This window comes from Pedobacter jeongneungensis, assembly GCF_039538295.1.
GTDB lineage: Bacteria > Bacteroidota > Bacteroidia > Sphingobacteriales > Sphingobacteriaceae > Pedobacter > Pedobacter jeongneungensis.
Window position 1 is genome coordinate 154,468 of the sequence record NZ_BAABBY010000011.1, and the last position, 23,257, is coordinate 177,724.

A 23,257-nucleotide genomic window follows, 5' to 3' on the forward strand; every position below is an offset into this window, starting at 1 on the left:
TAGAAGATATGAAAAAGCTAATAATGATATGTGCAGCACTTTTACTCTTGCTTAATGCCTGTAAACGTGACGAATATTATATAGATGGAGGCAGGGCAAATCCTGATTATCCGGGCAATATGCTGCAATACCTGCAAGCCAAAAAAGTTCCTTTCGATACCGTGGCGCAGATTGTAAAACTCGCAGGTATGGAGAAACAGTTCACTTCAGAAGATTTTACCTTCTTCGCTTTTGATGATGATGTGGTAAGAAGAACCATAGGCACCATTAGAACAGGAGGCTTAAATACCTTTTTGTTTTATACCGGTAAAGATACCGTTAAAACCTTAGATCAGATTCCGCCTGCAATATGGAAAAAATACCTGCAGCGCTACATGTTTAAAGGCGTAAACCGCTTAAAAGATTACCCGCAAATCGATCTTGGCCTGCGCAGCATTTACCCCGGCGCGCTGTACTATGATTACAATAACAGCGTAGCTAATATCGGGGTAAACTTTAGCGATGCTAACGGAGTTAAGTATATTGGTTACAGGCAGTTAGTGTTTTCTTATATTCCCGATGTATCAAAGCCAAATGATAACTGGATAACGGTGCCGGTTGCATCGTCTGATATAAAACCAACCAACGGAGTGGTGCATAGTTTAAGTTATACCGGCGCATATCTGGGTTTTAGTCAGTCAGAGTTTTGGAACGATGTATTTATTAGCGGGTTACTGCCAGGTGGAAGTAAATAGGTTTTATTAGAAAAGAATTAAATCATGAAAAGAATCAAATATATTCTAACCGTATTTTTCCTCATTAGCTTAACCATCCAGGGCTGCAAAAAAGGAGAAGAACTAGGTGCCGAACCCTACGGTAGTGGAAAAGAACCACTTGGCATAACCATCAGTCAAACAGCGCCGCCAACACCTGCAGAGGGTATTGTAGGTACAACCGTTACCGTAAAAGCAACGGGGTTATTGCCTTATAAAGATCAGCTCACCTTTATGTTTAATGGAGAAAAGGCTGAGGTAGTAAACGTAACCGCAACTGAAATTACCGTTAAGGTACCTGATGCCGGCAGTACAGGTATTACCTCTATTGCCATTGGCGACCAGTTAATTCTGGGCCCACAGTTTACGGTAAGCGGTATCATTAAAAATGACATTACCTGGAAAGCAACATCAGGTGCAAATAATTTTGTAAGCCAGTTTTACGAAATGGTTGATGGAAGGGCCATCGTAATCGGCAGTTTTAGCAATTATGATAATAAAGGATTTATTACACCGATCAACAGGATTGCCAGAACCTCACTTGATGGTGATTACGACCGTACATTCAGAACCGGAAAAGGTGCAAACGGATCGTTGTCAAGAATCATTGAGGTAGGTGGCCGTTTTGTTATTGCCGGTGGTTTTAGTGGCTACAATCAACGTACCGAAAACATCAGTAACATTACTACGCTGTTCCCAAATGGCGCCATAGATACTGTTAAAATCCAGACTAAAAGAAAACCAACCGTTACCGATACCGTAACCCAGAAATGGTTTCCAAAATTTAATGGCGGTACAAATGCTTATATCAGCCGAATATATCCTCACCAGGGAAAAATACTGGCCACAGGTGATTTCAGGTATTATGTTAAACGCACCTATAATAAAGATAACTACGATTTTACCAGAGATACCGTTATTGTAGACAGTACCGAAATTCGCCAGATTTTAAGGTTTAACCTAGATGGTTCACTGGATAAAACTTACCGTTTTAACACCTCAACAAACAAAGGGAATGTAAGCGCAAACGGGCCTATTGGTACCTACATGCATACCGATGCAGCCAATTTAGAAAAACTGATGGTATTTGGTAACTTTAGTACATTCGATGATCAGCCTGCGGTGCGCATATTGCGTTTAACAGCCAGCGGAACAGTTGATCCTTCTTTTAATCCGGGTACCGGGGCAGATAATGGCATTGGTAATTTAACCTATAATGCCACCACCAGAAAATATCTGATTACCGGAAGTTTTACCAAATACAATGGCAAACCGGCCAATGGAATAGCTTTGATTAATGAAGATGGCAGCCTTGACGAATCGTTTAGTGCCAGATCATTTGAAGGTGGTTATCCGGAGTTTGCCAAGCAGATTTCTAACGGGCTGATTGTAGTAAGTGGTTATTTCAGAAAATATAACAATGTAACCCGAAATGGCTTTATGGTACTTACACCAGCAGGCTTACTGGCGCCAGGTTACAATGCAACAGGCCCTTTTCAGGGAAGTTTATCTGATGTAATTGAAACAAAATCTGCAGATGGCAAAAAAGCATTGTTGCTAATCGGTGGCTTTAGCCGCTTTGATAACCAGCCATTTAATAGCATTATGAGAGTAACCATTGAATAAGACGCCTAACCAAGATAAATTATGATGAGCATGATGAAAAAATATAAATTATTGATCGGTCTGATGGCCGCAATAATTACAACGGCCATATTTTCCTGTAATAAAGATTTTGATAGAACACTTACCCCAAAAGATGGTACCGATACCACTAAAGTAAGGTATGGTAGCCGTAAGGTTTTGTACCTCATTGTTGATGGTGCCAGGGGTCAGTCAGTATCAACGGCGAATATCCCTAATATTAACGCCTTACTTCCAACCTCCATTTATAGCTGGGTAGCATTAAACGAACCCGAAGTTACGCAGAATGCCAGCAATTGGGCCAATATGCTTACCGGGGTAAAAAAAGGAAAACACCTCGTAAACGATGATAATTTAACCAATAACAACCTGCAGAACTATCCAATTATTTTTAAAAGGATTAAAGAGGTAAAACCACAGACTAAAATTGCAGCTTATACTTCATCAACCGTATTTAAATCGTTAACCACAGGGGCCGATATCAGTAGCCTGGTAACCAACGATGACCAGGTGAAGGCGGCAGTTATCAATCAGTTAAATACCGATACCGCATCGGTAATTGTGGGTCATTTTACCGATGTAGATAAAGCAGGTATGGCTTCGGGCTATGATAATTCTTTTCCGGCTTATAAATCGGCCATCGAAAAATTTGATGGCAGTGTAGGCGAGATCATGACGGCTTTAAAAAAACGCACAAACTACATCAACGAAGATTGGCTGGTTGTAATCGCTTCAAGCGATGGCGGGGCATTTACCCTGCCACCAAATGCAGATGACCAGACAATTTTTAGCAAGCCTGCTAATAACGCTTTTGTAATCTATTACAGTTCTACCTACAGCAAAAGAATTTTGGTTAAACCCTTTACAGGTAACCGTTACTTAGGTAAAACAGTTAAAATGACGGGTAAAGAGGTAAGGGCAGAAATTGCAGGCGAAGATGCAACCGTGTACAATATCGATGATACCACCAAAATGACCATCGAACTGAAGGTTAAAAAGAATCAGGAGAAACTGTTCTACCCTAGTATTTTAGGTAAACGGAACGAGTGGTCTAGCGGTCATCCAAGTGTAGGCTGGGTAATTTACCTGGAAGATAAGTACTGGTATTTCGAATGGAGGGGCACAAAGGATGGCGATTACCGCCAGTGCAGGGGCGGAGACCTGGTTCAGGGCAGATGGGAAAACCTATCGGTAAAATTAGAGCAGCGCGGTAACCAAAGGTTTATCCGTACCTATACCAACGGTGTTTTTAACAATGAGTTGGAAATTACCAATTCCGGCTCTCTGGCCAATTCAAATGCATTGAAACTGGGTTTCTTAAATGGTGACGGGCATGGAGAACCGGATTATTATGTAACCGATATCAGGTTCTTTAAACTGTCGGTTCCGGATGGGGTAATCGGGCAATATGCCTGCGAAACTTCTATCGATCAAAGTCACCCTTCGTACAATTTCCTGGTGGGTTACTGGCCTGCTACAGATGGAAACAGCGATAAAATGGTTGATCTTTCTTCTCAGGCACGCGATTTTAAATTACTTGGACCTTATGCATGGGAAAATTTTAACGATTTAATCTGTCCGCCATCTGCAAGCACACTCGCTGCGTTGGTGCCTCAAACCTCTGATATCCCTGCACAGGTAATCAACTGGTTAAAAATAGCAAATAAACAAACCTGGGCGCTTGACGGCAGGGTTTGGTTAGATCAATAACAAGAGTTTCGGATCATTTAAAAAATATCGAAAATGAAAAAAATTATATATTCAATGGTAATGGGCTTAACCATCATTATTGGTGCCTATTCTTGTAAACAATCGCAGGTAGAGGATTTAAAACTGCCCGATGCTGCAAACAGGAGCATTACCGGCGAGGGTATTGTAGTGGGCAATGTAACCATCGACAATCAATTTGTTAGGGTACCCTTTAAAATTTCCCTTTCGGGTATGGCCGAAGAGGCTTTCCAGGTGGGTTTAACCCTTAATAACGATACTGTTACCCAGTTAATTAATAACGGAGGGTTAACCAATGCCATATTAATGCCCTCTGCCGCGGTAGAATATCCCACGGTAATTAATGTCGCCTACGGAACAGATAATGCCGAAGGTATTGCCATTGTACGCAGGGCTACCTTAGAGCGATATCTCGGTAAAAAAGTGGCTTTTGCTTTAAAACTCTCATCGCCAGGTAAAGGAAATAAAATTGCCAATGGAAAATCGACTATTCTGGTGGTCATCAATACCTCCGAATTACTTAAACCTTCTGATGTACATTTTCTTACGCTGCAGGGTGGTGGTACTTATAACATCGCTTATCAGGGCAATTATATTGTGGGGCCGGCCGGGGTTACTTTTCCGCTTATTATCAGTTTGGAAAATGCCCCTTCTACAGCCTTTAATGTAAAGGTGAGGGATAATGTAGATACCATTGCAACCTTAGTTTCGAGAGGTACGCTTCCTGCTGATGCCATTCATCTGGCGGCAAAAGATTTTTCACTCGATACTTTAATCAGGTTTAATACAGGTGCCAGCAGTGCCACAGTACGGTTAACCATACCCTGGCCGGTTTTCGATGCAAATATCGTAGCCAATAAAAAGTTCGCTTTTGCATTAAGTCTTGCCGAAAATACCAATCATGTAATCCATCCTACAAAAGGAAAAGTGATGGTAATAATCGATCCAAATGTGAACTTAGATAATAACTCGCCAATTTTGGGGAACGGAACAGGTTTAATCGCTAAATATTACACCAATACTCAATTAGATCCTGATGATGGCCGGGCACCTTTTCTTACAAGGGTTGATGGAACAATAGAATTTTCTGGAGATGGCTGGCCTGACGGCGTTAAAAATGCAGCCGGAGAATCGTTAAGCAGGGATAATTTTGCTACAAAATGGAGTGGCGAATTCCTTGCGCCGGTAAGGGGCGATTATATTTTCTACCAAACCCGCTGGGACGATGGATGTCGGTTGTTTATCAATGGGAAAGCTATTATAAACGATTATACCACCCAATGGGATAAGCCGGAAAGAAATGCAACGATACATTTAGAACGTGGTATCAGATATAAAATTGAAGCACATCACCGCGAAAATGTTGGCGGACAACAGGCATATCTCGAATATGAAGTTCCGTCAGCAGGTATAACCGGTAAACGTGCCGTACCTAAAACACAATTATTTCCAACTCCTTAAACTTGAATAGATATGAAAAGTAATATGAAAAGATTATTGGGTACATGCTCACTCTTACTACTCATTGTAATGTTAATGGTGAAATGTAAAAAAAGCGAAAACGTAGAGATTGTTCCGGAAGTGGAAGAACCAAAGCCTACAGCTGGTTTTACCTTTGTAAAACCCGATACCTTAAAATTTTTAGAGTACCAGTTTACCGGAAGTTCTACAAATTATAAAAGTTTATTGTGGCAGTTTGGCGATGACAGTACATCTGTTGCCGTAAACCCGAAACATACTTACCGTTTCCCGGGGAAATATAAGGTAACCTTAACAACCAGAAATGGCCAGGGATATACCGCTGCCAAAGAAGTAATGCTTAATGTGGTCGATCCGACGATAGATTACTCCATTTGTGGCGAAAATTACATGAAAACCATTGGCGGTAAATTTTCAGTTAACCTGGAGGCTGGTGCCGGTCCCGATTCTCCGGAAGGTTCTAAAAAATTAGTCGATCAGGATATCAATACCAAATTTTTACAGGCTGGTTTTGATGGCACCCAAAAATGTACTTTCGAACTGAATACGCCACAGGTGGTGGGTGCTTATACCTTAACATCGGGCAACGATGCTGCCGATCGCGATCCAAGGTACTGGATCTTACAGGGTTCTTTAGATGGCATTCAATATACCGACCTGCATACCGTTACGGCTTGTCCGTGGGAAAATACCAATGAAGGTGCGAGTAGAAAACAGACCAAACTTTTCCACTTTGATAATTACATCGCTTATAAATTCTACCGTTTGTACATTAAATCCAACAGGGGAAGCCGCGTGTTTCAACTGGGTGAATGGACAATCAACAAAAAACAACCTTAACTAATACGCTCCACACATTTGAAAAATACATGAGGCTTAAAAACTTCATGTATTTTTTTAGCTTGTGAGTTTAAATGTCAATCAGACAATTAAAAAATGAAATCTTTCTTCAAAGTAAATTATATTTTATACTTTAGTAAAACGTTTAACCAGCGTTAATCTAACCAGAATATACGATCATACTTCAATACACACACAAATTATGAACAAAACCAACACTTTAAAATTCTTCGGCATACTTGGCTGCATGTTAGTCGGGAGTTTGCTAAAAGCACAGGAGCGAAAGGCACCCGCTTATCCCCTAATTACGCACAATACCTATTTCAGTATCTGGTCTGCTACCGATAAATTAAACGAATCTTCTACTCAACACTGGACCGGCGCCGATAATTCTCTTTTAGGCTTAATTAATGTTGATGGCGGTATTTATCGCTTTTTAGGTAAAGAAACCACTACCTATAAAACAGTTGTACCTGCTTCTGACGAAAAAGGTTACGAAGTTAAATATACAGAAAGCGAGCCACAAGGCGATTGGAAAGCTGCAAATTACAATGCAGGCAACTGGCAAACCGGCACCGCACCCATTGGCGATGATGCCAAAAACGTAAAAACACTTTGGAAATCGCACGATATCTGGGTAAGAAGAACTTTTAACGTGGCTAATCCGGCCTCAATAAATGAGCTGTTCTTAAAAATAAACCACGACGATAATATCGAGGTTTATTTAAACGGCAAGAAAATTTATACCAAAGAAGGCTGGACAAACAATTTCCAGTACATTGCTTTAAGCAATAGCGATAAAAGTGCTTTAAAGGCAGGAGCTAACGTAATTGCCATCCATCTTATAAATACCGCCGGGGGCCGTTTCCTTGATTTTGGCCTGTTAGATAAGCTAAAAGACAATGCCGAAAAAGTACAGCTGGCTAAGCAAAAAAGTGTTGATATTAATGCTACGCAAACCATTTACAACTTTACCTGTGGCAAAATTGATTTAAAACTAACTTTTACCTCACCGTTGTTAATGAACGATTTAGGTTTATTTGCACGCCCGGTTTCTTATGTTTCTTATCAGGTTAAGGCCAACGATGGTAAAACACACCAGGTAAAAGTGTATTTAAGTGCTTCTTCCAACATCGCAGTTTACCGCCCTGCGCAAGAAGTTACGGCAACCAAATACGCAACAGCTAAATTATCGGTTTTGAAAACGGGAACGGTAGAACAGCCAATCCTTCAAAAAGCCAGTGATGATATGCGTATCGATTGGGGTTACTTTTATGTAGCAGCTCCAAAAACCAGTAACGCCATTCAGTTTGTAACTGCCGAAAAAGATGCAGCTGATGCTTTTAGAAAAGGCAATTCCGCTTCAACGGCTAAACAAGGCAAAATGCTGGCACTTAACACCATCATTCCATTTGGTGCGGTAGGGAAAGCTGCTGTAGAAAAATATGTTGAGTTGGGTTACGATGAAATTTATTCAGTTCAATATTTCAACAAAAATTTAAGGCCATGGTGGAACACTTCTGGTAAAGAAACCATCGAAGGGCAATTAACTGCTGCGGCCGATGCATATAAATCGGTGATTCAGAAATGTGAAGCTTTTAATAAAACCTTATATGCCGATGCCTTAAAATCAGGCGGTAAAGAGTATGCCGATTTGTGCGTTCTAGGTTACCGCCAGAGTATTGCAGCACACACTTTGGTTAAAAGCCAGCAGGGTGAAATTTTATGGTTATCAAAAGAGAATAACAGCGGTGGTTTCATTAATACCGTTGATGTAACTTATCCATCTGCACCGTTGTACCTCATCTACAATCCGCAGTTACTGCAAGGTATGTTAAATGGTATTTTCTATTTCAGCGAAAGCGGGAAATATCCCCACCCATGGGCTGCACACGATTTGGGTACCTACCCATTGGCCAACGGACAAACCTACGGCGAGCCAATGCCTGTTGAAGAATCGGGCAATATGATTATTTTAACAGCTGCCATTGCCAAGGCACAGGGAAATGCCGATTACGCGAAATTACACTGGAAAACATTAACCACCTGGGTTGATTATTTAACCAAAGAGGGTTTAGATCCGAAAACGCAACTTTGTACCGATGATTTTGCTGGTCACCTGGCCCGTAATGCCAATTTATCGGTAAAAGCGATTGTAGGTATTGCCTGTTATGCTCAAATGGCAAAAACATTGGGTTATGATGATGTGGCTAAAAAATACAGGGATATTGCCGAAAGCATGGTGCCAAAATGGATAGAAATGGCTGATGCCGGCGATCACTATGCTTTAACTTTTGATAATAAAGATACCTGGAGCCAGAAATATAACCTGGTTTGGGATAAAGTATTAAACTTAAACCTTTTCCCTCAAAAAATCTACGATACCGAAACCAAATATTACCTCACTAAACAAAACAGGTATGGTATTCCATTAGACAGTAGAAAGGCTTATACCAAAAACGACTGGATTTTGTGGACGGCAACTTTTGCACCAACCCAAAAAGAATTCGAGGCTTTGGTGCATCCGGTTTATAAACATGCCATCGAAACAGAATCGAGAGTGCCTTTGAACGATTTCTATGATTCAAATACCGGTATCCGCGATAACTTTAAGGCCCGTAGCGTTGTGGGCGGTTTCTATATGAAAATGCTTGCCGATAAATTAAACAGTAAATAAGATTCTCACCCTTTAAATTAACAGTCAAAGGTTCTGCATTAATTTGCAGGACCTTTTTTGTTCCCATCGTGCACTCATTCCCCTCTTTCAGAGGGGTGTCCGCAGGACGGGGTGTTTTATCCCTGTTGTCTTCCTATGATTTCATTTCGGGTGTAACACAGCCGGGCAATCTAACTGGATATCTCATAAATTATCTTGTTCATAGATTTCTCCATTTCGCTGCGCTCCAGTCGAAATGACGATATTTCTAGTCCCCATCGGCCTCGAATAAAGCAATCTTAATATGTTTTGAAAATGATCGGATGTGGTTCTTGGCTGTCTCCGGCCCCGCTTTCCCTGCAATCTTTTTGTGAGGTGTTAGTGATCGTGTGAGTTGCTGCAACAAAAAGGATTTCCGTTCAATCGGGTTTATAAACAATGGCCATTGCAAATAACTAATCACCAGGCAGACTGCAACTTATATTTCCTTCAATGCCTTATCTGGTAAAAAATAATGAAACTGCATTGCCTGCAATAAATCGTGATTTCGACCGCAGTGGAGAAATCTGCAAGATGCTTCAGATAAAGTTTAAAGATTTCTCCATTTCGCTGCGCTCCAGTAGAAATGACAATTTTCTAGTGCTACAACATTATAGGCTTATATGTTTCTTAAATGCCTTATATGGTAAAAAATTACGGTAGTTATCACATGAGATAAATCGTCATTTCGACCGCAGTGGAGAAATCTATAAGATGCTTCAGATAAACTTCAAAGATTTCTCCCCGCCTATACGGGCAGGCATTCCGCAACCGGTGAAGGATCTGCATGCTCCAGTTTAAATGACGATTTTCTAGTGCTGCAGCATTATAGGCTTATATGTCCCTTAAACACCTTATATGGTAAAAATCAATGAAGACCTGCGATCAATCGTCATTTCGACCGCAGTGGAGAAATCTGTCAGATTGCTTCAAATAAACTTCAAAAATTTCTCTGTCCCGCTGCGCTCCAGTCGAAATAACGACTTTCTTTTGGCCTTGGTACATGTCTCCACCTACCATTAAACCTAAAACTCAAATTCCAGCTGGTTATTTTCTGTTTTTTCAATCTCAACATCATCATAAAACCGCGATAAAGTAATCCCCAACAACCTGATCTGGCTTACACCTATATCCGCTTCCTCCAGAAGTTTTATCGCTTCAGCATAAATCACTTCCGCTTTATTAATCGGTACAGCAAAAGACCTGCTGCGGGTAATGATCTTAAAATCCGCAAATTTTATTTTTAAAGTCACCGTTTTACCACTTAACTGATGTTTTTCCAGGCGTTGGGCTACAATTTCGCTGATCCTTTTCAGCAGGTCGTGCATAACCGAATCTTCATTGGTATCTTCCGCAAACGTATCTTCCGCACCTACCGATTTTGCCTCACGATTGGCCCTCACAGGCCGGTCATCAATCCCGCGTACAATTTTATAATAAAACCTTCCCGATTTTCCGAACTGGGCAACCAGTTGTTCTTCAGTTAATTTTTTCAGGTCCGCTCCCGTATTTATCTGCATGGCCTTCATTTTGGCCGCCGTAACTTTACCCACACCAAAAAACTTCTCTACCGGGAGTTTTTCCATAAAAGTTTCAATTTTCGATGGGCCAATAAAGGTTAAGCCGTCAGGCTTGTTCATATCCGAAGCTACCTTGGCCACAAATTTATTGGTCGATACCCCTGCAGATGCCGTTAAATTCAGTTCGTTTTTAATCGCGTCTTTAATTGATTGTGCTATATCAATGGCCGAGCCAATTCCCAGTTTATCCTCAGTAACATCAAGGTAAGCTTCATCTAAAGATAAAGGCTCAATCAGATCGGTATAACGGCTAAAAATTTCCCTGATGGCTTTAGAAGCCGTGGTGTATGCATCAAAACGCGGATACACAAAAATGGCCGAAGGACAGAGCTGATAAGCTTTGCTTGAGGACATTGCCGAACGGATTCCATATTGACGTGCCTCATAGCTTGCGGTTGATACCACTCCGCGACTATCCGGTTTGCCTCCCACAACAAGTGGCTTTCCACGGTATTCAGGGAAATCACGCTGTTCTACCGACGCATAAAAAGCATCCATATCAATATGGATAATCTTTCTTAAAGCTATTGGAGTTTCATCAGACATCGGGAATAGCTAAATTTCGCTATTTTTTTTAGTATTATTGGAATAGAATTTTTTTCTTTACATAAAATGAAATATTATTGATTATCGAGATAATTAGTAATACAGTTTCTGAAAAAATATCCAATTCAAAATCAGTACCTTTTAATAAAGGTGTCAAGTAGTTTAAACAAATCATATTATGAAACTATTATCCATCTGTTTATCGTTGCTTTTTATAAATATTGGTCATTCTCCCCAAACTAAAAATACGGTATCAAAGAAGGTGATGATTGTTCGCAGCTATCATGAGTTATTGGAACTCCCCAAAAAAACGCAGAATTCACTTAAGGTTGTAGCTGACTTTTCTGGTGATTTTACCGACTATTATATTGCCTTGTACCCATCAGAACCTGGTACCCTAAAAGATATTATCCTGGGGGATTATAACGAACGGATTAATGCATCAAAGGTATTTGGGTTTGATCTTGACCGTAACGCTTACCTTACCGTTAAAAGCAGATATAACCTCCCAAAATTTTGGGATGAAAATAAAGCTGTAATGTCCCCTTTAAAAGAAATTAACGAGGGAAAAACCTATTACCGGTTAAAGGGAAAACCAATAACCCTCAAACTTTGGACTGCCGACGCTGTTTGTGAAAAACACATTAAGATAGTGGCAGGTAAAGCTGTTGATAGCATATTTATGGTTAAAAAACTAGCTAATCTACAGCCATTGGATAATTTTGTGGATAGCCTTTCATGTACTGTTCAATATAAATCTGCGAATTAATTTTAGAATAATTTTTACTTTTCTTTACAAAATATGGAAAGAGTAATCCGCTTTTATAAAAATGCTAAACACGAATGGTACGCCGATATACCCGAATGGAGCGGATCTATTGAAGATTTACAAATGGTAGAAGGTGCTGATGAACTATTAAACTGGATTTCGGCAAATGAAAGCGAATGTAAATTGCTGATGGCAGATGAACAGATCGAAAATGCCGAAATTTTAAACCTGGTTTACGTACGTGAAGAAAATCTGGGCGGAGGTGGAGATTATATGTTGGAAAGCTTTAGGGGCGAATTTAAAAACCATAAACTTTGGCTCTGTAACGTTACCGAATTTGTTTTTAAACAGCTGCCTGAACGGATTTATTTTAAGGAAGTTGAATGATTAGCAGCGTTTATACAGATAAGATTGCTGCCGGGTTTCCTCTGCGATCGTCATCCTGAACTTGATTCAGGATCTTTTTGGAGCTAATTCTTATTAGTCAAGACTAAGCTTAACGCAATCTTAATCCCTGAAATAAATCCGATATTTATCGGATCAGGGTGACGTCTCGATGATAATAAGGGTTTAATCTAATAAAACTTCTACCTTATTTAATAACGAATCCATCTCAAATGGTTTTTCCATAAAATCGTTTGCACCGGCATCAAGTGCCGATTGCCTGATATCCCTGCTTGCAGAAATCATTAAAATGGGAATTTCCTTAAACTCAGGATCATTTTTTAGCTGTTTGCAGATATCCCTCCCGTCATAACCACTCATCCAGATATCAAGCAGAATCAAATCAGGTCTGTTTTTAACCGCATCAATTACTGCTCCGCCATCATAGGTATATTCAACCTCATAACCCATTACCTCCAAAATCATCGTTACAGCATCAACAATGCCCTCGTCGTCGTCTGCAATGAGTATTTTCTTATTTCCCATTTTGTAATTTTATTTCCATATAGTTTTGTTTCGCAACAGGTAAATGAGAAGATAATTGACAGCGTATAATGATTAATGCCGTAAAGATGCTTTTTGTTTTAAAAAAACGAATATTTATTTAAAGAATTTTACATCAAATATTGATTAATGTCAATTGGCAAAGTGCAGCTATTTTATTCCCGCGATAGTGAATTAACCGATAATTTATTTTACATAGCAGATATTCGCGCATTAATATTTTATATTTACAGCGTTAATTCAAATCGAATTAGCTTGAGTCGCCAAAAATGGATAGTATCAATATTAAGAAGTTAGCAGAAGCTTTAAATCTATCTACTTCTACAATTTCGAGGGCTTTTAGGGATAATAGCGACATTAGTGGCGCTACCAAGGCGCTTATACTGGCCAAGGCGAAAGAATTAAACTATCAACCCAACCATTACGCCAGTAATTTACGGGAGCAAAAAAGTAAAACCATCGCCGTAATTGTACCCGAACTTGCCAATAATTATTTTTCGCAGGCCATTCACGGCATTGAGCGTGTGGCGAGGGAAAACGGTTACCATATCCTCATTTATGTAACTGATGATGATTACCAGAAAGAAGTTACTTTTATCCGCCATTTGCATAACGGGAGGGCAGATGGGATTATCATGTCGGTTTCAGGTGAGGCTAACGACCATAATTACCTGAATAAATTTGGGGCAAAGCGGTTACCGCTGGTATTTTTCGATCGTATTTACGAAGACATTGAAACCCCAAGGGTAATTACCAACGATTATAACAGCAGTTTTCTGGCAACAGAACATTTAATTGAGCAGGGTTGCAAAAGAATCGCCTATTTAGTGGTAAATAAAAGTTTATCTATCGGTAAAACGCGTATGCAGGGCTATATCGATGCCCTTGCCAAACACGGGTTGCCTTTTGAAGAAAACCTGATTTTAGATTGCAGCAACAGTTACGAAGAAAACAGCATCATTATTAAAGAAGCGTTAACACAGCTAAAACCCGATGGTGTTTTTACTTCGGTAGAGCGTTTGGCTTTTGCCACATACTATGCCTGTTACGATCTGAATATCAGCATCCCTGACGATTTAAAAGTGATTAGTTTCTCCAGTCTGGAAATTGCTCCCTTATTAAATCCATCACTCACTACCATTACCCAGCCCGCTACCGAAATAGGCGAGCAGGCCGCAAAATTATTGTTCACTATTCTGGATGATAATGCCGATAAAAACCAATCGAAAGAGGTGGTTTTGGAGTCCGCAATAATCAAACGGAATTCGACCGGAAAAGGATAAAAACCGACTCAAAAAATCCCTGTTTTTTAACCTGTAATTTTTCAAAAAAATTCTTCACTTAGTGTAAAATACGCAGAATTCTGACCGATTTTCGGGAACGTTCCCGAAAGATGACGAAATTTTGATCTGATTTCTTCGGGAACGTTCCCGAAAAATACCTCGAAAATAGCTTAGTGTAAAATTTACACTTTAAATTGAAATTTAACATTTATAATTATTTGTAAATCAATTAATTAAATAATTAACAATTATTTAATATGATTTTTTAGACTCGTCTAAAAGCTGATTTTTAACCCGAATTTTAAGCGCTGGTTTAGCTCCGAAATATATTTATTAAATAAATTTTGAAATCTCATTAACAGCTGTAAATTAGGCCTATGTGTAAATCACTATAATATTTAACCAAATTTTTATACTTAAACGAGCTTCAAATATGAGAGTATTTTACCTGTTAAAACAGGGGCTTTTGGTGCTGTTGGTTTTTTCAGCATTAATGGTAAAAGCACAAACCGGATCAGTATCTGGTAGAGTGCTTGACGAAACCGGCCTGCCATTGCCCGGTGCTTCTGTAATTGTAAAAGGTACAACCAGAAGTACATCAACAGATGGCAACGGTAGTTTTAAACTTGCAGGTTTATCGAACGGTTCGGTTACCTTATCGGCAAGTTTTATCGGTTATCAAACCCTTGATAAAACTGTTAGCGTTTCGGCAAATGCTACCGTAAATTTCCAGTTGGTGCCCGATGCACAAAAACTGAATGAGGTGGTGGTAATTGGTTACGGTACGGCAGAAAAGAAAAACCTGACGGGATCTATCACTACGGTAAATTCGAAAGATTTCCAGAAAGGTACCATTACTACACCTGAGCAACTGATTCAGGGTAAAGTTGCAGGTGTGAACATTATTTCAAACAGCGGTCAGCCAGGGGTGGGGAGTACCATCCGTATCCGTGGCGGTGCTTCACTTAATGCCAGTAACGATCCGCTTATTGTAATTGACGGGGTTCCTTTCAGTGGTAACTCTATTGGTAACGCACCAAGTCCCTTATCATTGGTTAACCCGAACGATATTGAAACCTTTACCGTTTTAAAAGATGCCAATGCAACAGCCATTTATGGTTCGAGGGCATCAAACGGGGTAATTTTAATTACCACCAAAAAAGGTGCATCAGGTGCGCCGGTGTTTAATTTCAGCACCAATAACTCTATCGCTACAGTAGCTAAAAAGGTTGATATCCTGTCATCAGGTCAGATCCGCGATTTTGTAAATGCAAACCCGAATGCAAGTTACGATGATGGCAAGAAATTTACAGCTTTACTGGGCAATTCTAATACCGATTGGCAGGATGAAATTTATCAGAATGCCTTTTCTACCGATAACAGTTTAAGCATTGCAGGTTCTTTTAAAGGTGTTCCTTACCGTGTTTCTGCTGGTTATTTAGATCAGCAGGGGCTTTTAATTACCGATCATTTTTCGCGTGGTACGGGTGCAATCAGTATTTCGCCAAAATTATTCCAGGATCATTTAAAAATTGATTTAAACTTAAAAGGTGCATTAACCCAGTCGCATTTTGCTAACTCTGGCGCTGTTGGGGCTGCCATCCAGTTCGATCCTACACAATCGGTTAATGCAAATAACAATTTTGGTAACTATTACGAATGGTTAAGAAGCGATGGCTCTGTAAATCCTAATGCACCGCGCAACCCGGTTGGTTTAATCAGGTTAAACGATAATAACGGTAATGCCGAAAGAAGTTTTGGTAATGCACGTTTCGATTACTCTTTCCATTTTTTACCAGAATTGCACGCCAATTTAAACTTAGGTTACGATCTGTCTAAAGGTTATGGTGAGGTTCGTATTCCGGTTTTTGCCGCACAGAGCATTTCAACTTTGGGATCATACACCCACTCTTTGAATACAGAAACCAACAAACTTTCTGAGTTTTACTTAAACTATGCACATACGGTAGAAAGTATTAAAAGCCGTTTTGATGTAACCGCAGGTTACGGGTATTACGATAACTCCAAAACCGGTTTCAACTTTACTTCTTACAAAGGAACCGGAGAGGCTTTGGTAACTCCTGTTTTTCCTTTCTCTACCGATCGCGATAAATTGCTCTCTTACTACGGAAGGTTTATTTACACTTTAGCCGATAAATATATTTTATCGGGAACTTTAAGGGCTGATGCTTCTTCTAAATTCGCAGAGAAAAACCGTTGGGGCTATTTTCCTTCAGCTGCTTTTACCTGGAGAATTTCTAACGAGAATTTCCTGAAAAACAGCACTTCGGTATCTGATTTAAAACTCCGCTTAAGTTACGGTCAAACAGGTAATAAAGATGGTATCGGTTATTACGATTACTTATCAAAATATTATGCCAACAGCAATACCGGCCAATACCAGATCGGCAATACTTTTTATAACTATTATACTCCGGCAGCATACGATCCTGATTTGAAATGGGAAACCACCACTACCTATAATGCAGGTTTGGACTACGGTTTTATGAAAGGCCGTTTATATGGAAGTATCGATGTATATTACAAAAAAACATCTGATTTATTAAGTAAAATCAATATTCCGGTAGGTACAAACTTTAACAACGAATTAACTACAAACGTGGGTAATATGGATGTTAAGGGTGTTGAGGGAAGTTTAAACTTCTCGGCAATTAAAACCGAAAATACCAGCTGGGATTTTGGTGTAAACGTGGCTTACAACAAAAGAAAAGTAACCAATTTAACCTTAAATCCTGATCCGGCTTCGAAAGTGGGTGCGGGCGATATTACAGGTGGTACCGGTGTAACCTTAAAATACAATGCGGTTAACCAGATTCCCGGATCTTTCTTTGTGTACAAACAAGTTTATAATGCCGATGGAAAACCATTAGAAGGTGTTTATGAGGATTTAAATAAAGATGGGGTAATCAATACCAGCGATCAGTATTTTTATAAATCACCGGATCCGAACATTACCCTGGGTTTCAATACTTCTTTCTCGTACAAAAAATGGAGTTTTACCACTTCACTTAGGGCAAACTTCGGCAATTACATATACGACAACGTTTCTTCAAACTTTGGTGTAAGGGCGAATATCTTAAGTCCGGCAGGTGTAATCAACAATGCATCTACAGATTTTCTGGCAACCAATTTCCAGAACAACCAGTTCTTAAGCGATTATTATATCAAAAACGCTTCATTTCTGAAAATGGATAATGCGGGTATTTCTTACAACGCCGGCAAATTATCTAAAACCGGAACTGCATCGTTAAGGATATCGGCAAACTGCCAGAATGTTTTTACCGTAACCAAATACAATGGTATAGATCCTGAGTTGAGCGGTGGTATTGATTATAACCTGTATCCACGTCCGCGTACGTACACTTTAGGTTTTAATGTTGGTTTTTAATAAGGAGATAAAAATGAAAAACTCATTTAAAATAATATTGACATCAGGTGTTTTATTGTTGTCATTAAATTCATGTAAAAAAGATGATTTAAACGTATTGCCAACTAACGATGTGACTTCGGCAACCGTTTATGCTACTCCGGCAGGTTACAAACAAGGTTTGGTTAAACTATATGCGGCTTATGCACTAACCAGTTCTACCGGATCGGATAACAGCGATATTGGCGGACTAAACTCAGGTTTTGCAGATTTCCTTCGTTTATTCTGGACTTCGCAGGAGCTGGTAACCGATGAGGCCATTTGTGCATGGGGTGATACCGGTATTCCGGAACTGGATTACAGCACACCAAGTGTAGATAACCAGTTTTTAAGGGGATTATATTCGAGAAGTATTTTACAGATTACGGTTTGTAATGAATTTCTTCGCGAAAGTACGCCAGAGAAATTAGCTTCGCGCAACATTACAGGTACCGATGCTGCAGATATTACCCGTTACCGTACTGAAGCCCGTTTCTTACGCGCTTACCAATATTGGGTGCTTTTAGATGCCTTTGGTAATCCGCCTTTTGTTACCGAAAACGATGAAATTGGTAAAGTTGCCCCAAAACAGATCCAAAGGGCTGCCCTTTTTACTTATATCGAATCAGAATTGAAAGCAATTGAAGGTGATTTAGCCAGTGCGCGCAGCAACGAATATGGCCGTGCAGATAAAGGTGCCGACTGGGCTTTACTGGCAAGGTTATATTTAAATGCACAGGTGTACACCGGAACTGCAAAATATACAGAAGCCATTACTTACTCGAGCAAGGTTATTGCTGCCGGTTATAGCTTAAAAGCCAGTTATATGGATCTTTTTAAAGCAGATAACAACATCAACAATACCGAAAACATCTTAACCATTAACTATGATGGGGTAACCGGTACCAATTACGGAGGTACTACATTCCTGATTAATGCTGGGATTAACGCTGATATGGGTACTGCATCTTATGGTGTGCCAAGTGGTGGTTGGGGCGGTAACAGAACCCGTCAGAATTTGCCTGCATTATTTCCTGATGCAAACGGAACTTTAGATAAACGTGGTGTTTTCTTTGGTGCTAAAAATACGGTTGATGAAATTGGCGTTTTTACAGATGGATTACGTGTTACAAAATTTAAAAACATCATTGGTACCAGTACTATACCTCCTTCATTAAACGGAACATTCAGCTCTTTGGATTTTGCTATTTTCCGTTTGGCTGAGCAATATCTGATTTACGGAGAAGCAGTTGCCCGTGGTGGTTCAGGTGGCGATGCAGGGAAAGCGCTAGAATATGTTAATGCATTGCGCCAACGTGCTTATGGCAATACATCAGGTAATGTGGTTCCGGCAACATTAACAGTAGATTTTTATCTCGATGAGCGCGGCCGCGAATTATATTGGGAAGGTCACCGCCGTACCGATTTAGTGCGCTTTGGTAAATTTACCGGTGGCACTTACTTATGGCCATTTAAAGGTGGGGTTAAAGCCGGAACTTCTATTCCAGCTTACCGCAACATTTATCCGATTCCGGCGGCAGATTTAATTGCCAATCCGAATCTGGTTCAAAACACAGGTTATTAATCTTAATATTTATAAGAGATGAAATCAATATTTTTCAAATCCCTGGCCTTTTGCTTTGTAGCACTATCGCTTTGGTCGTGTAAAAAAGACGAAACCCAAACGGTTTCAGTTGTTGGCGCAGCCGGTACACTAACCGCATCTGCTACCACATTGAGTTTGGTACAGTCAAATGGCGCGCAACCGGCGTTAACATTAAGTTATCCGCTGGCCACATCATCAGGTTATGTAGTGCCGGTAACCTCAACACTGCAGTTTGATTTAAAGGGTACTAACTTTGCCGCTCCAAAAGAGGTGGTGGTTACCACTAAAACTTATGCACCAACCGTAACCGAAATCAACAATATGATTTTGGCTTTGGGTGGCAAAGTTGGCGTTGCTGCCCAGTTAGAAGTAAGGTTAAAATCAGGCGCTGCCGTAAACGATTTAACTTATTCAAACGTAATTACGTTAAATGCAACGCCTTATCTGGCTTCAGCATGGATTTACGTTCCGGGTGCTTACCAGGGCTGGGATCCAACAACTGCCGATAGTTTAATTTCTTTATCAAGCAATGGTGTTTATACGGGTATGATTGCTTATACCGCCGGAAACCTGGAGTTTAAAATTACACCTGCCAAAAAATGGGATGTTGCCTATGGCGATGCAGGTGCAGGCAAAATCAGCAGTAGTGCGGGCGATAATTTAAAATCGCCGGATGCCATTGTGAAACAGGTAACTGTTGATTTAAATGCCAAAACCATCGCTTTTACAACACCAAACGAATGGTCGATTATTGGAGATGCTACCTTAGGCGGCTGGAACAATGATACTGATATGAAAGTGGTAAATGACGGAAAATCTAATAATTATTCTATCAAAACTACCTTAACTGCCGGTGCATTGAAATTCAGGTTTAAACACGATTGGACAGTTAACCTGGGTGGCAGTTTATCTGCTTTAACCAATAACGGTGATAACATCTCTGTAACCGTTCCCGGAACTTATACCATTACTTTAGATGTAGCTGCTAAAAAAGCTACAATGGTTAAAAACTAATCCTTATTATCTGCCCTGCAGTTGCATACTGCAGGGCTTTTTTTAAATCTTTAAAGTTTTAGCATGAACAGATCTCATACCTTTTCAATTTTTCAGTTGCCATTAAATGCTCAAACTAACGCTTCTTTTTTAAAAAGGACATTTTTAGCCGTCCTGATTATATTTTTATCAGGCAATAACCTTTTTGCCCAGCAATTAGAACGTATTGAACCTATGTTCTGGTTTACAGGCATGCACAATCCTAAGCTGCAGTTGCTGGTCCATGGTGAAAACATTGCTTCAAGTTCCGTTTCCTTAACTTATCCGGGTGTAAAGCTTCTAAAAGTTAACAAAGTTGAAAACCCGAATTATTTATTTCTTGATTTAACAATTGCTCCCGCTGCCAAAGCCGGAAAATTCCCGATTAACTTTGCCGTTAACGGAAAAAAGATATTTACTTACACTTACGAATTAAAAAACCGCGATAAAAGCGCCGGCAGGATTCAGGGTGTAACCAACAAAGATTTTATTTACCTTTTAATGCCAGATCGTTTTTCGAATGGCGATAAAAGCAATGATGTGGTGCAGGGCTTAGCCGAAACTGCATTAAACCGCGATAGCATGTACTACCGTCATGGTGGCGACATTCAGGGTGTAATCAATCACCTCGATTACCTGAAAGATTTGGGAATTACTACCATTTGGATGACCCCGGAGATAGAAAACGACATGCCACATGCTTCTTACCATGGTTATGCGGTAACCAATCACTACAAAATAGATCCCCGTTATGGTACCAATGCACTTTACAAAAAATATGTAGAGCTAGCGCATGCTAAAGGACTAAAAGTAATTAAAGATATTGTACACAACCACATTGGTACCCAGCATTGGTTTTATAAAGATTTACCGATGAAAAGCTGGTTAAACCAATGGCCAAAATATACACAAACCAGTTACCGCGATCAAACGGTAATGGATATTCATGCTTCTGCTGCCGATCGCAAACAGATGCTTGATGGTTGGTTTGTACCTTCAATGCCCGATTTAAATCAGCGTAATCCTTATGTACAAAATTACCTGACCCAAAACCACATCTGGTGGATCGAATATGCAGGTATTGATGGTTTACGTTTAGACACTTATGGCTATAATGATCCGGTTTACATGGCCGACTGGGCTTTAAAAGTTCAGGCAGAATTTCCGCATTTATCGGTTTTTGGCGAAACATTGGTTACCGCTGTGGCCAATCAGGCTTTCTTTACCGGAGGAAATACCGTTAACCGCGGTTTCGATACCCATCTTCAGGGCATTACCGATGCGACTTTAAAAGATGCCATTTACGAAGGTATCAATGGTAAAAATGGCTGGGTTGATGGCATTAATCGTTTATATGCAACCCTGGCGCACGATTTTCTTTACAAAAATCCGAATACCAACTGCATTTTTCTGGATAACCACGATATGAGCCGTTTTTACTCGATGGTGGACGAAGATTTCGATAAATATAAAATGGGAATGAGCATTCTGTTAACCATGCGTGGCATTCCTCAGATGTATTATGGAACAGAAATCCTCATGAAAAACTTTTCCAATCCCGATGGCTTGATTCGTTCTGATTTTCCAGGCGGCTGGGAAGGCGATAAAAAAGATAAATTCGTTGCCGATGGTCGCACAAACAAAGAAAACGAAGCTTTCAATTTTGTAAAAACACTTGCTAATTTCCGCAAAAACAGCGCAGCCCTGCAAACAGGTAAATTGATGCAATTTGTGCCACAGGATGATATTTATGTTTATTTCCGCTACAATGCAGAACCAAAAGGCACCGTAATGGTTGTTGTAAATAACACAGAGAAAGAAAAAACATTAAATACCGATCGCTTCGCCGAAAGAACAACAGGAATTACTTCCGCCAAAAACGTAATCACCGGCGAAAACATCGAATTTAAAAACATTAAAGTGCCCGCTAAAACAACGCTGGTACTGGAGCTAAATTAATTTATTGCTGTCGACTTTAGTCGACGGTTAGAGATAAAAACATGCAAGATAACACATCTAATATATTACATCCAACATCTTCCATCAAAGCCTGTCTCTTCGATTTAGACGGCGTACTGGTTGATACTGCAGTTTACCATTACAAGGCCTGGAAGCGTTTGGCCAACACCATGGGTTTCGATTTTACCGAAGAGCAAAATGAGCAGCTAAAAGGCGTAAGCCGCGTAGAAAGTTTAAATAAAATTCTGGCCTGGGGCGGCGTAGAAAAAACCGATGCAGAGAAAGAAGAACTTGCCACCTTAAAAAATAGCTGGTATGTAGATATGATTACCAAAATGACACCTGCAGAAGTTTTGCCAGGAACCGTTGATTTTTTAACCGAAATACACCAGGCCGGCTACAAACTGGCTTTAGGTTCGGCAAGTAAAAACTCAGGCATCATTTTAGAAAAAACAAACCTTGCCCATTTCTTCGATGAAATTGTAGATGGCAATATGGTAACCAAATCAAAACCCGATCCCGAAGTATTTTTGAAAGGAGCCGAACTTTTAGGTTTTAAACCCAATGAATGTGTGGTTTTTGAAGATGCCGTAGCAGGTGTAGAAGCCGCAAAAAGAGGTGGCATGAAAGCTATCGGAATCGGCGAAAAAAGCGTACTTACCCAGGCAGATGTGGTAGTAAGCGGATTAGACAAATTAACAGTTAAAGACTTAGAGAATTTATAGGCCTCTGGCCGTCATTGCGAGGTACGAAGCAATCTTAAAGCGAAAGAAATTCAGATCAATTACTACTGGATGAGCTTTAAAGATAGATTGCTTCGTCGGCTAAAAAACCTTCTCGCGATTGTAAAGGTTTAGTAATTCGGTAACAGAATTAGCTTTGTAAATAGCTAATTATAATTTATGCGAATAAACACTAACGACCTTACCTTAAAGCGGAATTATTTAAGTAAATACCGTTTTCTAATCA

16 protein-coding genes are annotated in these 23,257 nt (G+C 39.9%); 14 read left to right on the forward strand and 2 right to left on the reverse strand.

Going from position 1 to position 23,257, the window contains the following annotated elements:
* The first annotated feature begins 8 nt into the window (after nucleotides 1–8).
* The 6 genes from ABD769_RS20590 (at nucleotide 9) to ABD769_RS20615 (ending at nucleotide 9,120) form a co-directional block, all read left to right on the forward strand.
* Nucleotides 9–734, forward strand: a complete 726-nt coding sequence (locus ABD769_RS20590; RefSeq protein WP_344853243.1) for a hypothetical protein — start codon at nucleotides 9–11, stop codon at nucleotides 732–734.
* Nucleotides 735–758: 24 nt separating this feature from the next.
* Nucleotides 759–2,378: a DUF5008 domain-containing protein gene (locus ABD769_RS20595; protein WP_344853244.1), complete on the forward strand. Its 1,620-nt coding sequence runs from the start codon at nucleotides 759–761 to the stop codon at nucleotides 2,376–2,378.
* A gap of 30 nt (nucleotides 2,379–2,408) precedes the next feature.
* On the forward strand, nucleotides 2,409–4,106 hold the full coding sequence (locus tag ABD769_RS20600; RefSeq protein ID WP_344853245.1) for a DUF4983 domain-containing protein: 1,698 nt from the start codon (nucleotides 2,409–2,411) through the stop codon (nucleotides 4,104–4,106).
* Between the two features lie 33 nt (nucleotides 4,107–4,139).
* The gene (locus tag ABD769_RS20605) at nucleotides 4,140–5,585 is read left to right on the forward strand and encodes a PA14 domain-containing protein (protein ID WP_344853246.1); all 1,446 of its coding nucleotides are present in this window, start codon (nucleotides 4,140–4,142) and stop codon (nucleotides 5,583–5,585) included.
* Between the two features lie 12 nt (nucleotides 5,586–5,597).
* Entirely contained in the window at nucleotides 5,598–6,443 is an 846-nt protein-coding gene (locus tag ABD769_RS20610) for a PKD domain-containing protein (RefSeq protein ID WP_344853247.1), read from the forward strand.
* A 202-nt stretch (nucleotides 6,444–6,645) separates the two neighbouring features.
* A complete protein-coding gene (locus tag ABD769_RS20615) occupies nucleotides 6,646–9,120 on the forward strand; it encodes a glutaminase family protein (RefSeq protein ID WP_344853248.1) in 2,475 nt (824 codons plus the stop codon).
* A gap of 1,043 nt (nucleotides 9,121–10,163) precedes the next feature.
* On the opposite strand, the gene dinB is transcribed toward ABD769_RS20615, so the two are convergent.
* Nucleotides 10,164–11,264, reverse strand: coding sequence for a DNA polymerase IV (gene dinB, locus ABD769_RS20620; protein WP_344853250.1), 1,101 nt, complete (start codon nucleotides 11,262–11,264; stop codon nucleotides 10,164–10,166).
* A gap of 178 nt (nucleotides 11,265–11,442) precedes the next feature.
* On the opposite strand from dinB, the gene ABD769_RS20625 reads away from it, so the two are divergent.
* Complete coding sequence (locus ABD769_RS20625; RefSeq protein WP_344853251.1) at nucleotides 11,443–12,033, forward strand: hypothetical protein; 591 nt, start codon at nucleotides 11,443–11,445, stop codon at nucleotides 12,031–12,033.
* A 33-nt stretch (nucleotides 12,034–12,066) separates the two neighbouring features.
* Nucleotides 12,067–12,420 carry a DUF6717 family protein gene (locus ABD769_RS20630; protein ID WP_344853252.1) on the forward strand — a complete coding sequence of 118 codons (354 nt, stop codon included), beginning with the start codon at nucleotides 12,067–12,069 and terminating at the stop codon, nucleotides 12,418–12,420.
* 183 nt (nucleotides 12,421–12,603) lie between these two features.
* On the opposite strand, the gene ABD769_RS20635 is transcribed toward ABD769_RS20630, so the two are convergent.
* Nucleotides 12,604–12,963 (reverse strand): response regulator, encoded by a 360-nt coding sequence (locus ABD769_RS20635; RefSeq protein WP_344853253.1) that lies wholly within the window; start codon nucleotides 12,961–12,963, stop codon nucleotides 12,604–12,606.
* Between the two features lie 287 nt (nucleotides 12,964–13,250).
* Between ABD769_RS20635 and ABD769_RS20640 the strand changes: the two genes are divergently transcribed.
* The 6 genes from ABD769_RS20640 (at nucleotide 13,251) to pgmB (ending at nucleotide 23,013) form a co-directional block, all read left to right on the forward strand.
* Entirely contained in the window at nucleotides 13,251–14,264 is a 1,014-nt protein-coding gene (locus ABD769_RS20640; protein WP_344853254.1) for a LacI family DNA-binding transcriptional regulator, read from the forward strand.
* A gap of 433 nt (nucleotides 14,265–14,697) precedes the next feature.
* Nucleotides 14,698–17,673: a SusC/RagA family TonB-linked outer membrane protein gene (locus ABD769_RS20645; protein ID WP_344853255.1), complete on the forward strand. Its 2,976-nt coding sequence runs from the start codon at nucleotides 14,698–14,700 to the stop codon at nucleotides 17,671–17,673.
* A gap of 13 nt (nucleotides 17,674–17,686) precedes the next feature.
* Nucleotides 17,687–19,276, forward strand: a complete 1,590-nt coding sequence (locus ABD769_RS20650) for a RagB/SusD family nutrient uptake outer membrane protein (protein WP_344853256.1) — start codon at nucleotides 17,687–17,689, stop codon at nucleotides 19,274–19,276.
* A gap of 18 nt (nucleotides 19,277–19,294) precedes the next feature.
* The gene (locus ABD769_RS20655; protein ID WP_344853257.1) at nucleotides 19,295–20,311 is read left to right on the forward strand and encodes a SusE domain-containing protein; all 1,017 of its coding nucleotides are present in this window, start codon (nucleotides 19,295–19,297) and stop codon (nucleotides 20,309–20,311) included.
* 63 nt (nucleotides 20,312–20,374) lie between these two features.
* Nucleotides 20,375–22,288, forward strand: a complete 1,914-nt coding sequence (locus tag ABD769_RS20660; RefSeq protein WP_344853259.1) for a glycoside hydrolase family 13 protein — start codon at nucleotides 20,375–20,377, stop codon at nucleotides 22,286–22,288.
* A gap of 41 nt (nucleotides 22,289–22,329) precedes the next feature.
* Nucleotides 22,330–23,013 (forward strand): beta-phosphoglucomutase, encoded by a 684-nt coding sequence (pgmB, locus tag ABD769_RS20665; RefSeq protein WP_344853260.1) that lies wholly within the window; start codon nucleotides 22,330–22,332, stop codon nucleotides 23,011–23,013.
* Nucleotides 23,014–23,257 lie beyond the last annotated feature (244 nt).